Consider the following 13,975-nt stretch of genomic DNA (forward strand, 5'->3'; position numbering starts at 1 on the left):
AGGCCGACCACCCCCGGTGCTCCACCGTCCACGCCACCGGCACAACCGCTGCGGAGGACCCTGCGCATGGTGCGGCCGCACCTCGGCCGGCACAGGAAGCTCATGGCCGGTGGCGTCACGGCACTCCTGCTGGAGGTCGCGTTCCGCGTCCTGGAACCCTGGCCCGTGAAATTCGTGATCGACGCCGTGACCAGGAGCCTCGGTGCCGATTTCTCCGGTGGCGGACCCGCGGCATCCCCCGGCTTGCTGATCCTGTGCGGAGCCGCGCTGGTGGCGATCATCGGGTTCCGCGCCCTGTTCAACTTCCTTGCGACCATCGCCTTCGCCCTCACCGGTTCCCGCGTGGCCACCGACCTGCGCTCCCGTGTCTTCGCGCACGTCCAGTCGCTGTCGCTCTCCTATCACGCCTCGTCCCGCACGGGCGACATGGTCCAGCGCCTCATCGGTGATGTGGGGAAGCTCCAGGAGGTCGCCGTCAGTGCCGGCCTGCCCCTGATCGCGAACTGCATCACCCTCGTGGCCATGGCAGGCGTGATGTTCTGGCTGGATCCCCTCCTCGCCCTCGTCGTCGTCGTCGCGTCGGCGGCGTTCCTCGTGCTGTCGAGGCTGAGCACAGGGAAGATCACCGTCGCCGCGCGCCGCACCCGGAAGGGCGAGGGCGCCCTGGCGAACACCGCGCAGGAGAGCCTGGGCGCCATCCGCGTGGTCCAGACGTATGGCCTCGAGCAGACGCTGGCACGCCAGTTCGGGACCAACAACGAGAAGACGCTGCGCGAAGGCGTGCTGGCCCGGCGTCTGGCCGCGGCCCTCGAGCGTCGCACCGATGTCATCGTCGGCATCGCGACCGCCCTCGTCCTCACGGGAGGCGGCTGGCGTGTGGTGCAGGGCGCCATGACACCGGGCGACCTCGTGCTGTTCCTCATGTACCTGAAGACGGCGATGAAGCCCCTGCGGGACCTCGCGAAGTACACCGGCCGCATCGCCCGCGCGACCGCTTCGGGCGAGCGGGTCGCCGATCTGCTCGACGAGCCGGTCGACATCGAGGACACCCCGCACGCGACGCCCCTGTCCCAGGTGTGGGGTGACCTCGAGCTGCGGGGCGTGACGGCGGGGTACACACCCGGCAAGCCCGTCCTGAAGGATGTGGACGTGACATTCATGGGTCACCGCCGCACGGCCGTCGTCGGCCCGTCGGGCTCGGGGAAGTCGACCCTCGCCTCCCTCGCGGTACGGATGATGGACCCGCTGGCCGGCAGCGTCCACCTGGACGGGAAGGACCTCCGGCACGTTACCCTCGAATCACTCCGCTCCCGGGTCAGCCTGGTACTGCAGGACGCCGTCCTCTTCACGGGCACCATCCGGGAGAACATCCGCTACGGCCGCATCGACGCGTCGGACGAGGAGGTGGAGTACGCGGCGAAGCTCGCCAACGTGCACGGTTTCGTCGCGCACTTCCCCGACGGCTACGACACGACGGTGGGTGAGCGGGGCGGGACGCTCTCCGGAGGCCAGCGCCAGCGGATAGCGATCGCGCGGGCGCTGCTGCGCGATGCACCGCTCGTGATTCTCGACGAGGTCACCACCGGCCTCGACAAGGACTCGCGCATGGAGGTCCTGAAAGGGCTGGACCTGCTCTCGCAGCATCGCACCACGATCACCATCACCCACGAACCCGCCGTCGCCCTGACGCACGACTGGATCATCTGGCTCGAGGACGGGACCGTCCGCTTCGAAGGGTCCCCCGCGGACATCAGGGAGCACCCCGTCTACGGCGCGTGGGCCACGGAAGCGGACGACGATGCTAGGGACCTCTCGGCCAACGGCAGGCGGCAGCCATGAGCGCCGCCTGCATCGACCCGGCGCTGCCGGTGCTGCCGACACTCTTCGATCCGGCCGAGCTGTCCGCCCTGTTCTCACGACCGGTGCGCGCCGACCGGCTCCGTCACAAGCGGGGCGTCTCCGCCGTCGCGCGCCTTCGGACCCTCCCGCCACGCCAGGACCCGACGGACGGCACCACGCCGGCACTCGCAGCGGATACGGCCCCACGATGGCTGGCGACCTACGCCCCGCACCACGCGCCCAAATTGGGCAGGACGCTCGCGCGGGCGGCGCGACACGGATACGACCTCGACGTGATCGACCTCCCCGGACGGCAGACACTCGTCGCCGGCCCCATCGGCCTGGACATGAAGCTGTACGACACCCTCCGGGCCTTCGACGGGCGCCACGGCCCCACCCTCGAGCCGGGCGCGGTGCTCAACTACAACCCGCACCGCCGCGTGGTCTTCCGGATCGGGACAGCCGGCGGCACCGTCGTCTGCAAGGCGGGGCGCACCGATCCCTCGGAAACAGCGTTCCTCGCCGATCTCGCGGCCCGCGGCGTCCCGGTCCTGCAGCGGATCCTCCCCCCTGATGTGCCGAGCGCCGGCACGCTGCGCTACTACCCGTGGTTCGGGCAGGGGGATCTCCAGCACGCGGCCGGATGGCGTGACCACGACGCCGCCCGCTCCGCGCACTCCGCCGGCGCCGCCCTCGCACTCCTGCATGCACAGCCCACCCACCTCGCCCCAGGGCCGGGAAAGGATCCGCTCCACACACTGGGCACCCTGCGCGAACGGAACCTGCACCTGGCGCCGGGAGACCAGGCGCGGCTGGACCGGATCCACGCCGCACTCGTGCGACGCCTGAGCGACGACGACCGCACCGTCCTCGTCCATGGCGACTTCTCCGCCGATCAGGTGCTCGTGGACGCCTCCCACGTGCTGCTCGCCGATTTCGACCGGGTGACCACAGCGCCACCCGGCATGGACCTCGGCTCGTTCCTGGCCGTCGACCTGCTGCAGGAACGCGCGTCCGGCCGCAGTCTTCGCCACCACCTCCTCGAGGGCTACCAGGACGCCGGGGGGCGGGTCGACGACGAGACCGTGCTCGCCTGGACCGCGGTGCATCTCCTGGATCGCCTCAATGAGCCGTTCCGGTCCTGTTCACCCTCCTGGCGCGACGACACCGAGGAGCGGCTCGAGATGCTCGCCGCCCTGGTCGCGTGATGCTCGTCCCCGACAGCGTCCTTGATGACGAGGGAACCCGGCTCACTATCCGTCGGGCCTGGCCGCACGACGACGGTCGGCTCACCATCGAAGCCGTCGACGAGACCACGGGGCGGCTCCGGGCAGGACGCCTCGATGCGGACGGCACGGTGACGGTGACGGCCTTCGGGAAGGACCCCGCCCTGACAGGCCTCCCCGCAGCCGCTGATACCGGCGAGCTCCTGGTGCACCGCTTCACCAGGAGGGCCGTCGTGAGGACGGACAGCGGGTACCTCAAGGTGCTGCCGACCCGGAAGGCCGCCCGGGTGGTCACCGCTCACGCCACGGCCGCCGAGCTGATCGCCGGCGCGGGCATCGCCACTCCCCGCGTCACCTCCGTCGACGGCGGGACGCTCAGCCTGTCCACGGTGCCGGGGACCAGCCTCTACGACCTCGGCCTCCCACGGGCGGATGCCGGTGGCGAGGACACGGCGACGGTCGACCACGCCTGGTCCGTCTGGGCCGACGGCTGGCCGGTCTTCGCCGCAGCCCCGGGCGGTGACACCGCTCGTCTGCCCTCCTACCGGCCGGAGGACGAAGCCCGGACCCTCACCGCCTGGATGGACCGCTGCCTCGATTTCGGGGCTTCACCGGTCCCGGACACGGCCCTGCGTTCAGCAGTCCACACCGCGGCCGGCCATCTTCTGCACGGCACGATGCAGACACCCGTCCTGTCCCACCGCGACCTCCATGACAAGCAGGTGCTCATCTCCGGCGGAGACACCGGCCGGGGGGCTCTCGGGCTGATCGACTGTGACACGCTCGCCCGTGCCGAGCCGGCGCTCGATCTGGCGAACCTCCTGGTGCATCTGTCCTTCCGTGAGGCGCAGGGCCTCCTCAGCGCCTCACGGCGCGCCGCGGGGGAACGTGCCATTCTCACGGTGGCGGAGGAACTCCAGGTACCCGACGAGCGACTGCACGCCTACGCGCTGTCGACGAAACTGCGACTCGCCTGCATCTACGCCTTCCGCCCGCGCTGGCGGCAGCTGACGAAGGACTGGTTCCACGACGCCCCCTGATACCGGCCGGCGAGGTCGGTACGCGGCAGGAGTGTCCGGCTAGGGCTGGGAGCGATCGGCGACCAGCCGGTACCCCATGCCGCGGACGGTCGCGAACCGCTCCGGTCCGAGCTTGTTGCGCAGGTACCTCACATAGACGTCGACCACGTTGGAGCCGGGGTCGAAGTCGTACCCCCAGACCCGGGACAGCAGCTGCTCACGGCTGAGCACCTGGCCGGGATTGCGCAGGAACGCCTCGGTCAGGGCGAATTCCCGGGCGGACAGATCCACCTCCCGGCCGTCGATCAGGGCACGGCGGGTGCGGAGGTCCAACTGGAGGCCGTCCTGCGAGAGGACGGAGCTCTCCGTCCGGGACGGATCCGGGCGCAGGCGCAGCCGGACGCGCGCCAGCAGCTCTTCGAAACGGAATGGCTTGGTCATGTAGTCGTCGGCGCCACCCTCGAGCCCGGCCACGGTTGCGTCGGTGGTGTTGCGCGCGGACAGAATGATGACGGGGGTGTCGTTGCGGGCCTCCCGGAGTCTCCGGAGCACGGTGAAACCGTCCTGGTCCGGCAGGCCGAGGTCGAGGATGACGAGCTCGAAGTCCCCGCTCTGCGCCAGGTGATAGCCGTCCCGTCCGTTGACCGCGCTGGTCGGCACGTAGCCCGCCGCCCGGAGCCCCTTCGCGATGAAGGCGCTGATGCGCTCCTCGTCCTCGACGATCAAGATCTGGGTCACGGTTCCTCTTTCGTGGCGGGGGAAGAATGCTCGCGGGCTACTGCAGCGGACGGGTTCCGGCGGGTCGCCGCCGGAAAGTCGAGGGTGAAGGTGGAACCTCTGCCCGGCGCGGACAGGACACTGACGCCGCCTCCGTGGGCCTGGGCGATCGCTTCGACGATGGACAACCCGAGTCCCGCACCCTCTGCCCGCCTGCCTTCGGAGCCGCGTTCGAAGCGGCCGAAGATCCGCTGCTGGTCGGCGGCACTGATGCCGACGCCCTCATCACGCACCCACATGCTGAGACGGTCGCCGTCCAGCCTGGAGCCGACGGCGATCGTCGAACCGTCCGCGGAGAACTTCACGGCGTTCGCTGCGAGTTGAAGCAGCGCCTGCGTGACCCGTCGGGCGTCGAGCGGGACCTCTCCCTCGGCCCGTGCGTCGACGATCCATCGTCGGTGACCCAGTCCGCGCGCCTTGTCGAGGATGTCGTCCGTCAGGCGATCGACGCCGGTCGGTTGCGGGCGCACGAAATCGGGACGGGCGCTCCCGGCCAGGGTGACCAGGTCGTCGACGAGCAGACGCATGCGTTCCAGCTCGTCGAGCGCCACGGCCCGCACGGCGTCGACATCCCGCCGATCGGTGGGATCCTGCAGCTCGAGGTGCCCCTGGATGATGGTGATCGGGGTGCGGAGCTCATGCCCGACGTCGTCGAGCAGCTGTCGCTGCGACGTGAAGGACTTCTCGAGGCGGTCGAGCATCGCGTTGAAGGTCCGCGTCAGATCGGACAGGTCGTCGTTCCCTGTGACGAGGATCCGTTGGGAGAGGTCACTGTCATTGATGGTCCGGGCGGTGTCCCGGAGGCGCCGCACCGGATGCAGCAGGTTGCCGATGAGCAACCAGCCGACCGCGCCGATGAGCAGCAGGGCACCGAGGCTGATCAGGGCGAAAGTGGTGAACGTCCGGTTCAGTTCCGCTCGTTCAGCATCGATGTCGTAGGCGAGGACGAAGGCGGTGGGCTCCGTGTCCTCGCTCAGCATGACCGGCACGACGATGGTGCGATAGGTGGCTCTGGTGGTTTCGATCGTCGTGATCGCGACGTCGGCCGCCGGCGAGCGTTCCGCAGCGGCGGCCACCAGCTCGGGGTCGTCCTCGAGGCGCAGGGACACGGCATTGTTGGCGAGGAGAACCGCACGACTGTCGCGGACGCCCATCATGCCTTCGTTCGGAGAAGGAAGTGTGCGCTGCATGACGAGGTAGACGAGGGTCTCGGCCGTGACGAACGGCGACCGCGTGGCGGGATCGATGCCTGTCGCCAGGAGGGTCTCGAACTCCCCGAAACTACGTTCCAGTGAATCGTCGATGTCGGCGTTGAGCGTTGCCCGTTGCAGTCCGTACGCGGTGGTCCCTGCGAACAGGAGACCCAGGGCGGACAGGGCGAGAAGTGCGCTCAGCACGCGCGAACGGACCGACCAGCGACGCGTCGCACGGCTGAAGTCGCGGCTGATCCGATCCAGCCTGCCCCTGGCCTGCTCCGTCGGGGTGGACCGGGGCGGAGGCGGGCGGCGCACCCTGTGCCCGAGGGCAGGCACTGCGGGGAGAGGCCGCGTCTTCTCAGTCGTCATCGTCGTCCCCATCGTCCACGTCATCATCGTCGTCCACGTCGTCGTCGTCGATGATCGGCGGCGGAGCCGGCACGACTTCCGGTCGAGGAGCAGGGGCGGGCGCGGGAGCGGGAGCGGGAGCCGGCGCGGGAGCGGGTGCAGGCGCGGGGGCAGGAGCGGGGGCGGGCGTGGAGGCAGGGGCGGACGGCGTCGGGGAATCAGCTACGGGAGGCTCCGGGGTCGAGGACTCCGGGGTGGGATCTGCCGGCGGGAGCGACGGCGGATCCGGAACGGACGCCGGGTCGGTGAAGACGACCGCGGGTCCGAGCTGCTGATCGGGAGGATCACGGACGATATTGATGAGTGTGAGTACGCCGGTCACCATGAGGGCGGCAAGTACCGCACCCAGGAGCCACATCTGGAGCGCCGCGGATCGCATGGGTCAAGTATCACGCCGCTTCGTGAGACCAAGATGAGAAGGAGTGGTCGAACAGGACCGTCCCGACCCACGACCGCTTCTGCAGTGAGTGGGGAGCGGGGTGGCAGCGCGTGCTCGCTCTCGTCGTCCTAGTCCCGGGTGCCGCGTCGTCAGGGCCAGAGAGCGAGGGTGAGAACCGCGGCGGCGAGGGCGAACAAGATGAGCGCTGCCGGGACGGAGCGTTCGATGATGCCCGTCGAGAACCGATCCAGGACGCTCCGTAGGCGTGTCCTGACCTTGTCGCCGTGCGCCAGGCCGAAGGCGAGCAGGACCAGGCACGGGATGCAGTAGACGAGTGCGTAGCCGGCGAGGACGGACAAACCGACGGGGACGTCGACGTCCGCGGCGACCATGCGTTCGATGGCGATGAAGTAGGGGAATGCGTTGGGCAGGTCGGCTCCGGTGATGAGGATGCCGAGCGGGAAAGCCGTCCACACCCCGAACCAGCGAGGCAGCTCGACCCCTTTCCTTTCCCGGTCCTTGAAGCGGCGGAACCCGGCAACGGCGAGAGTGATGGCTGCGATGAGGAACACCGTGCGGCGGAGCCAGATGAGTCCTTCTCCGACGGCGTCGGCGGCTGCGCTGGCGCCGAGGAAGATCGCCGTACCGAGCACGAAGACGGTACTCATCGCTCCCAGAACGAAGGTCACGGCCGATCCGACCGGCCGATGCCTGACGGTGAGCAGGATCAGGGTGATGACGACGATGGTCGCCGGGTTCAGCGAATCCGCAAGAGCGAGGCCGACGATCCCGACGAGCAGTCCACCGCCGATCATCTGGTGGACCGGCGATTCAGCCATAGCAGGATGGAGTCGACGCCGGGTCCGTGGTCGTTGTCGGCGAGGCTGTTCAGCAGCATCCCGTCACCCAGGAGACGGATGATCGAGGCTGCCACCGGATCCCCTGTTTCGACGGCGAAGAGGCGTTCCCACCGCTGGGCGGCCTCAGCCGCCAACTGCAGAAGCGTCGCCGTCGACGAGGTCTGATCGGTGAGAAGGATCGATATGGTCCTGTAGAGAGCAGCCTCCTCAGGGGAGGACGACAGGCGCAGCCAGGTCTCGACCACCATGCCTCGCTCAGCGGCTGCGGCCAGCGCGTGGTCCAGATCCTGTATCGCCTGCGCCGCGATGCCCTCCACCAGGGCAGTACGTGAGGTGAAGTGATGCATCAGCCCGCCCTTGGACACCCCCGCCTGCTGAGCGATCACACCCATCGACGGCACCGACCCGGTCTCGATCGCCAGTCGTCGAACGGTCTGCAGGATGTGTTCCCTGTTGCTCATGCATCCACGGTACCACGCAACCCGACCGACCGGTCGGGCTGCTTTGTGGGAATACTGGACCTGCGCCGCCCCGATCGCCCCCGATCAATACGTCGCAAGCCAGTCACGTACCGCGGTGGCGGTCCTGCCGGGTTGTTCAAGGTGCGGGAAGTGGCCTGTGTCTTCCCACAGGTCGCGCCGGTAGCTGGTCGGGAAGAGGGATTCCTGCCCGTCGGACATCTCCGGCAGGATGCAGCCGTCGTCGTTTCCCGCGATGAACAGGGTGGGCACCGGGATCGGGCGCTTCCCGATCCCGAATCCTCCACCCCGATACATGGCGACCGGGGCCGGCATGCTCCTGGCGAGTGTTGCCTTGACCCGCGTGCGGTGATCGTGGCCGAGCACGGACGTCGGGGACCAGCGGCGCCAGAGGCGGTCGATGTACGCGAAGGAGCGTGCTGCCACCATGCGGTCCGCGAACCTGCCGAGCTGGAAGAAGATGATGTAGCGGCTGAGCCATAGCTGCTTCGGGTGGCGCCGGGTGTTCTTCGCGATCGACGCCGGGTGCGCGCCTGAGAGTGTGACCGCGGCGCGGAAGCGGTGCGGATGGCGCGCCATCGCCGCGAAACCTATCTGTGCGCCGTAGTCGTGCCCGATCAGGTACACCGGATCCGTCCAGCCGAGGGCATCGAGGACTGCGATGAGGTCCTCGGTGAGCAGGGGCAGGTCATAGGGGCCTTCGAGAACAGAGGGGTGGTATCCACGGAGAAACATGGACGCGACGTCATGCCCGTTGTCGCCCAGCGCGATGGAGAGCGTGTCGAAGCTCGATGCGTCATCGGGGAATCCATGAAGACAGATCACCTTCTTGCCCGTGGAGCGTGCCGAACCCCTCGGGGCGGGGTCGATCCGCACACCGAACCGCCCTCGCGGCGTGCCCAGGATTCTCGTGTCGATGGTCATGGCGCCGGGTTCCCATGCGTGGGGGTTCGCTCGGGCAGGCCGTCTGCGATGAGGCCCGGGCGGACTTCCTGGTCCTGCGGGCCGGTACCGCCGGTGCTGCCGGTAGCGCTCGTGGTGTCGACCGTCTTCCGGGGGGCGATGATTGCCGTGATGAGTGCGGCCACTACGAGGACGACGGCGCCGACCCACATGGATGCGCCGAGTCCTCGGGCGAATGCTTCCCGGGCGGCCGTGGCGAGATTCTCGCCGTCGGGCCCGAGGGAGCCGGCGATGCCGATCGCGGCCCCGGCTCCGGAATCGGCGACGTCCCGCACCTGGTCAGGGAGTCCTGAAAGGGCCGGGGCGATGTCCGAGCGGTAGTAGCTGACGAGGATGCTGGACAGGACGGCGATCCCGAGGACGCCGCCCACTTCCCGGGTGATGTCGTTGACGGCGCTGGCGACGGAGCGGCGCTCGGCGGGCAGTCCCTCGATGATGAGCTCGGTGCCGGGCGTGATGCCCATCCCGAAGCCGACGCCGAACACGGTGACCCCTGCTCCCATGACCCAGAGGGAGGCATCCAGCCCCCCGGCGAGGCCGGTCGCGAAGACGGCGAAACCCACCCCCATCAGGAGGAGCCCGAGCGCTCCGGGAATACGCGGTCCATACCGGCCGGCGAGCGCGCCGGCGAGACCGATACCCGTGCCGACCCCCACCGGGATGATCAGCAGGGCCAAAGCCGAAGCGAGCGGGGTGTACTCGAGCACGATCTGCAGATACTGGGGCGTCAGGACGAAGAATCCGAGGGATGCGAAGAACTGGACGGTGACGATGAGGGATCCGGCCGCGAGTCCTCGGTTCCTGAACAACCGCACATCCAGGGAGGGCGCTGTCGAACGCAGTTGATGCACGATGAAGGCTGCGAGACCGACGACACCCACGGCAAGCGAGATCACGGTGATCGCATCGAACCAGCCGCGCTGCGGGCCCTCGATCACCCCGAAGACGAGGCCGGCCAGCGCGACGACCGACCATACGGCTCCGAAGGGGTCCAGGGAGAGCGAACGATTCCGGGACTGGGCGACGAGAACCATCACGGGAACGATGATCACAAGGGCGACGACTCCGAACAGGAGTTGCACGCTCCCCCACCAGAAGGCCTCGAGGAGCGCTCCGGCGACAATAGTGCCCGCGACCGCCCCGGCAGAGCTGACCCCGGACCACACCCCGATGGCAAAGGTCCTTCGCTCCTCCGGGTAGGCGTCCACCAGCGCGGAGAGGGTGACCGGAAAGACGGCCGCCGCGCCGACTCCGGACAGCGCGCGAAGAGCGATGAACCAGGTCGGGTCCGGGGAGAAGGCAGACGCGACGCAGGCGAGGCCGAAGATCAGAAGCCCCGTCACCAGGATGGTGCGGCGGCCGACGCGGTCCGCCGCGATCCCCGCAGTCAGCAGAAGCGCGGCGAATGTCAGCGCGTACGCGTCGATGATCCATGTCAGTTCGGACTGATCGGCCCCCAGGTCCAGTGCGATGTCCGGAAGCGCGATCGCCAGAGCCGAGTTCCCGGCCACGACGAGGGCGAGTCCGGCGCAGAGAACGATGAGCAGGGCACGGAGACGTGACGGAGCCAGCACGGGGTGGTGCTCCGATACGGCGTCTGATGAGTTCTGGTCCACAGCCCCTCCTCCAGGTAGCTCCTTTACCGAGTGTCTCCGTATCCGAGGTAGTTGTCAACTAGTATTGGCGCATGAGCGACAAGGAACGGGCGAGACGGGTCGAGGAGATCGAGCGCGGGAGGATGTCGGCGGAGGAGCTCTCCTGGGCGTTGCGCGGGGTCAATCGAGCGGCCGCCGAGGTGGATCAGGCCCTGGCGAACAGGATCGGCCTGCGCCTCGGCGATTACTCCGCGATGGGTCACGTGATGAGCCAGGAGGGAGCCCCCCTCGGACCGGTCGAGCTGGGGAACAGACTAGGAATCAGTACCGGCTCTGCGACCGAGCTCGTCGACCGGCTCGAGCGGGCGGGGCACCTGGTGCGCCTGCGGGAAGGCAAGGACCGACGACGAGTATCCCTCCGCCCCAGTGAGGAAGCAGTCGAACGGATCCTCACGGAACTGAGACCGCTCTTCGACTCCCTCGACGCGCTCACCGACGACTTCACTCCCGCCGAGCAGTCAGCGATCCACCGATACCTCCGCCGCGCCGCTCAGCAGCTGACCGACTTCGCCGATGACCTCGGCCAGCCAGTCAGAACGGAGCGGCCACAGTCGCCCCAGCGGGACCCGTGACCACCGGGTGACCTGCCGCGCGGGGGGCGCCGTCACCTCGATGGGAGGGGCGGGTTCGCAGGGGTGGCCGGAACGCCCAGTCGACCCCGTGTCCGCCACAGCAGGAACACGGTGATGACGAGCAGGGGTGCACTGATCGTCAGCTCGCTGAGGATGGAGATGCGGGAGCTGTCGCCGACGAGCCGGCCCTGCACCCGCAGGGAATCGTTGGACAGGCCGTGCATCGCGACCGCGATGATCGTCGCTCGTCCGGCGCGCTGCCAGAAATACGTGATGATGATCGTCGTCAGCACGATCTTCAGCGTGAAGGCCGTCAGGTACAGGGCGCCATCGACAAGGCCGTAGTCCAGGAAAGCGTTGTACTTCACCGGGTAGTGCCATGCGGCCCACGCCAGACCGAGCATCAGGCTGGCGACGAGGGGCGGGTATCGGCGCAGCAGGAGCGGCAGGGCATAGCCTCGCCACCCGTTCTCCTCGAACAGCGCTCCCGCGTCCAGGAAGAGTGCGATGAGCAGCGCGAGGACGAACGCCGCGATCGATGGCTGGAACGACCACCGCCACTCGGACGACGAAAACACCAGGCTGTTGATCGCTCCTGTTGCCAGGCTTGCGGCGAGGAAGAGGACGATCATCTGCAGCCACACGACGATCCCCCTACGCGCCCCGACCTCCTGGGACCAGAAGACGAACCGCCGGACCACTGCATGCCACTCGGTCCGGGCATCCCGGCGTCGCGTCACGGTGAGGAGGGCGATATCCGGAGCGGCCACCTGGAGCAGCGACAGGAAGACGCCGGTCGCGGCCGCCGGGTAGACGAGCATGAGCCGGACGGCGGTCACCAGATCGGTGTTGAATTCGAACCCGCCCCGTTCGAGGCCGCGGGTGATCGCGGCGTCGGCACCGGAGGACAGGAAGACCAGGGCGAGCAGGACATCGATGAGCGTCGCGAGGATCCAGAAGAGCAGGACCGGCCGGCGGACGTACCACCGGCCGCGCGTGGCGTGAGTGGCAGGTGCCTGAGGGGGGGGCTGNCACGAACTACGCCCTGCGCAAGAACGGCCTGCAGGAGATCGAGCCGATCCACCCCGAGCTCGAGGGTCCGCTCGAGGAGATCCTCGGCGGCACGTACGGCCTCATCGTGTACCAGGAGCAGGTGATGAGCGCCGCCCAGAAGCTGGCGAACTTCACGCTCGGCCAGGCGGACATGCTCCAAGCGTCCGGCGGATGCTGCGCACTCACATCCCGCGCGGGTATCAGCCGGCTCCCTCGCAGGAGGGATGCGTGGGACACGGGCGCTGGGATAATTGGTCAGGTGGCGACCACCGTGATTCGAGGAGCACGCTCCGTTCAGGCTGCGTCCGTCGCGGCCCTGACGCCGTTGGTCACCGGCGGGTGGTGGAGTTCGGCCCTCTACCTGGTGGTGGGGGCCGGCTTGTCGCTCCTGTCCCTGGGTGCACTGGTCGGAGGGGTCGTCCTCGGGGGTGCTACTGCCGGCGTCGGCGTCGGCGTCATCCTCATCGTCGTCGTACTGCTGGCGGCGCGCGGTCTTGCTGAAGTGGAGCGGCGGCTCATCAACGCGTTCCTCGACGCGGACATCGCTTCCCCGCGGAGGGCGATCGGGCCCGGTCACGAACGACGGGTCGTTCTCCTGCTGAAGGACGGCAGGACGTGGAGGTCACTGCTGTGGCTCCTGTTCCGCGCATGTGCCAGCACCGCGTTCCTGGTGGGGGCTGTGTCCTGTGCTGTCGCCGCCATGGCCCTGATCGCCGTTCCCTTCGTCGACGGCTATCTCTCCTGGGGTGGGTCCTGGCAGTCGGAGGCCGGCTGGGCATCTGCCTGGACCCTGCCCCTCGGCGTCCTCGCCCTCCTCGCGGTGGTCCATGCAGTGCCCCTGATCGCGCAGATCCACCAGCGAGTCGGCGCCATGCTGCTCGGACCGGACCCCGCTGATCGGCTTGCCGGGCTCCAGGAAGAGGCTGCGCGTCGTGAGAAGCAGCTGTGGCTCAGTCGGGAGCTGCATGACACGGTGGGACACGCGCTGACGCTCGTGGCAGTGCAGGCCGAGGTCGCTCGCCTGAACACAGCCGGAGACCCCGCCGCGGCTGATCGGGCACTGGTCCATATCGGTGAGACGACGCGGGCCGCACTGGGTGAGTTGGACGCCACGCTCGCCGCTCTGCGCAATGGCCCCGGTGTCCGGACATCCACAGGACCGACCCTGGGTGATCTGCCGGACCTGGTGCAGGACGTCCGGGCAACGGGCGTGCCAGTGGAGGCAGCTGCAGTCCCTCGAGGGGCCGTGGGGCATCCGGGGTCCTCGATCGCCTACCGGGTCGTGCAGGAAGGGTGCACGAACGCGCTGAAACACGCACCCGGCCAGCCGATCAGCATCGCGATCGACCGGTTGCCGGGCAGGCTCCTCGTCACCATCAGCAACCCTCTGTCGCGGCAGTCCTCCGATCCGCGAGCCGGGACGCCACGGGGTCTGGCAGGTCTCGGAGAGCGGGTGCGCCTGGCGGGCGGCAAGTTCTCCGCGGGCCGGCAGACCGACGGGCGGTGGCTCCTGTCGGCGTCGCTGCCGGATCTGGTCGATGACCACTGA

13 protein-coding genes are annotated in these 13,975 nt (G+C 68.8%); 5 read left to right on the forward strand and 8 right to left on the reverse strand.

What is annotated here, in order from left to right; all coding sequences use genetic code 11:
• Positions 1-66 precede the first annotated feature (66 nt).
• The 3 genes from RY94_RS04610 to RY94_RS04620 are packed head-to-tail and all read left to right on the forward strand — an operon-like array spanning position 67 to position 4,105.
• Positions 67-1,839: an ABC transporter ATP-binding protein gene (locus RY94_RS04610; RefSeq protein WP_052273938.1), complete on the forward strand. Its 1,773-nt coding sequence runs from the start codon at positions 67-69 to the stop codon at positions 1,837-1,839.
• Positions 1,836-3,047 (forward strand): phosphotransferase family protein, encoded by a 1,212-nt coding sequence (locus RY94_RS04615; RefSeq protein ID WP_043442242.1) that lies wholly within the window; start codon positions 1,836-1,838, stop codon positions 3,045-3,047. Before RY94_RS04610 ends, RY94_RS04615 begins: the two co-directional genes overlap by 4 nt.
• Positions 3,047-4,105 (forward strand): phosphotransferase, encoded by a 1,059-nt coding sequence (locus tag RY94_RS04620; protein WP_043442245.1) that lies wholly within the window; start codon positions 3,047-3,049, stop codon positions 4,103-4,105. Before RY94_RS04615 ends, RY94_RS04620 begins: the two co-directional genes overlap by 1 nt.
• Before the next feature lie 39 nt (positions 4,106-4,144).
• Here the strand turns inward: RY94_RS04620 and RY94_RS04625 are convergent, their stop codons facing one another.
• From RY94_RS04625 to RY94_RS04655, 7 genes are all read right to left on the reverse strand, one after another.
• Positions 4,145-4,822: a response regulator transcription factor gene (locus tag RY94_RS04625; RefSeq protein WP_043442248.1), complete on the reverse strand. Its 678-nt coding sequence runs from the start codon at positions 4,820-4,822 to the stop codon at positions 4,145-4,147.
• Positions 4,819-6,258 (reverse strand): sensor histidine kinase, encoded by a 1,440-nt coding sequence (locus tag RY94_RS04630; protein WP_231554416.1) that lies wholly within the window; start codon positions 6,256-6,258, stop codon positions 4,819-4,821. The genes RY94_RS04625 and RY94_RS04630 overlap by 4 nt, the downstream gene beginning before the upstream one ends.
• Positions 6,259-6,415: 157 nt before the next feature.
• Entirely contained in the window at positions 6,416-6,844 is a 429-nt protein-coding gene (locus RY94_RS18075) for a hypothetical protein (RefSeq protein ID WP_043442250.1), read from the reverse strand.
• A gap of 149 nt (positions 6,845-6,993) precedes the next feature.
• The gene (locus RY94_RS04640) at positions 6,994-7,683 is read right to left on the reverse strand and encodes a GAP family protein (protein WP_082046054.1); all 690 of its coding nucleotides are present in this window, start codon (positions 7,681-7,683) and stop codon (positions 6,994-6,996) included.
• On the reverse strand, positions 7,656-8,165 hold the full coding sequence (locus RY94_RS04645; protein WP_052273939.1) for a TetR/AcrR family transcriptional regulator: 510 nt from the start codon (positions 8,163-8,165) through the stop codon (positions 7,656-7,658). The genes RY94_RS04640 and RY94_RS04645 overlap by 28 nt, the downstream gene beginning before the upstream one ends.
• A gap of 84 nt (positions 8,166-8,249) precedes the next feature.
• Positions 8,250-9,107, reverse strand: coding sequence for an alpha/beta fold hydrolase (locus RY94_RS04650; protein ID WP_052273940.1), 858 nt, complete (start codon positions 9,105-9,107; stop codon positions 8,250-8,252).
• Positions 9,104-10,762 (reverse strand): MFS transporter, encoded by a 1,659-nt coding sequence (locus RY94_RS04655; RefSeq protein WP_052273941.1) that lies wholly within the window; start codon positions 10,760-10,762, stop codon positions 9,104-9,106. Before RY94_RS04655 ends, RY94_RS04650 begins: the two co-directional genes overlap by 4 nt.
• A 71-nt stretch (positions 10,763-10,833) precedes the next feature.
• On the opposite strand from RY94_RS04655, the gene RY94_RS04660 reads away from it, so the two are divergent.
• Entirely contained in the window at positions 10,834-11,373 is a 540-nt protein-coding gene (locus RY94_RS04660) for a MarR family winged helix-turn-helix transcriptional regulator (RefSeq protein ID WP_052273942.1), read from the forward strand.
• A 32-nt stretch (positions 11,374-11,405) separates the two neighbouring features.
• Here the strand turns inward: RY94_RS04660 and RY94_RS04665 are convergent, their stop codons facing one another.
• Entirely contained in the window at positions 11,406-12,212 is an 807-nt protein-coding gene (locus RY94_RS04665) for a CPBP family intramembrane glutamic endopeptidase (protein ID WP_052273943.1), read from the reverse strand.
• Between the two features lie 173 nt (positions 12,213-12,385).
• On the opposite strand from RY94_RS04665, the gene RY94_RS16665 reads away from it, so the two are divergent.
• Complete coding sequence (locus RY94_RS16665; RefSeq protein ID WP_052273945.1) at positions 12,386-13,975, forward strand: sensor histidine kinase; 1,590 nt, start codon at positions 12,386-12,388, stop codon at positions 13,973-13,975.

This window comes from Arthrobacter sp. L77, assembly GCF_000816565.1.
Lineage (GTDB): Bacteria > Actinomycetota > Actinomycetes > Actinomycetales > Micrococcaceae > Arthrobacter_D > Arthrobacter_D antioxidans.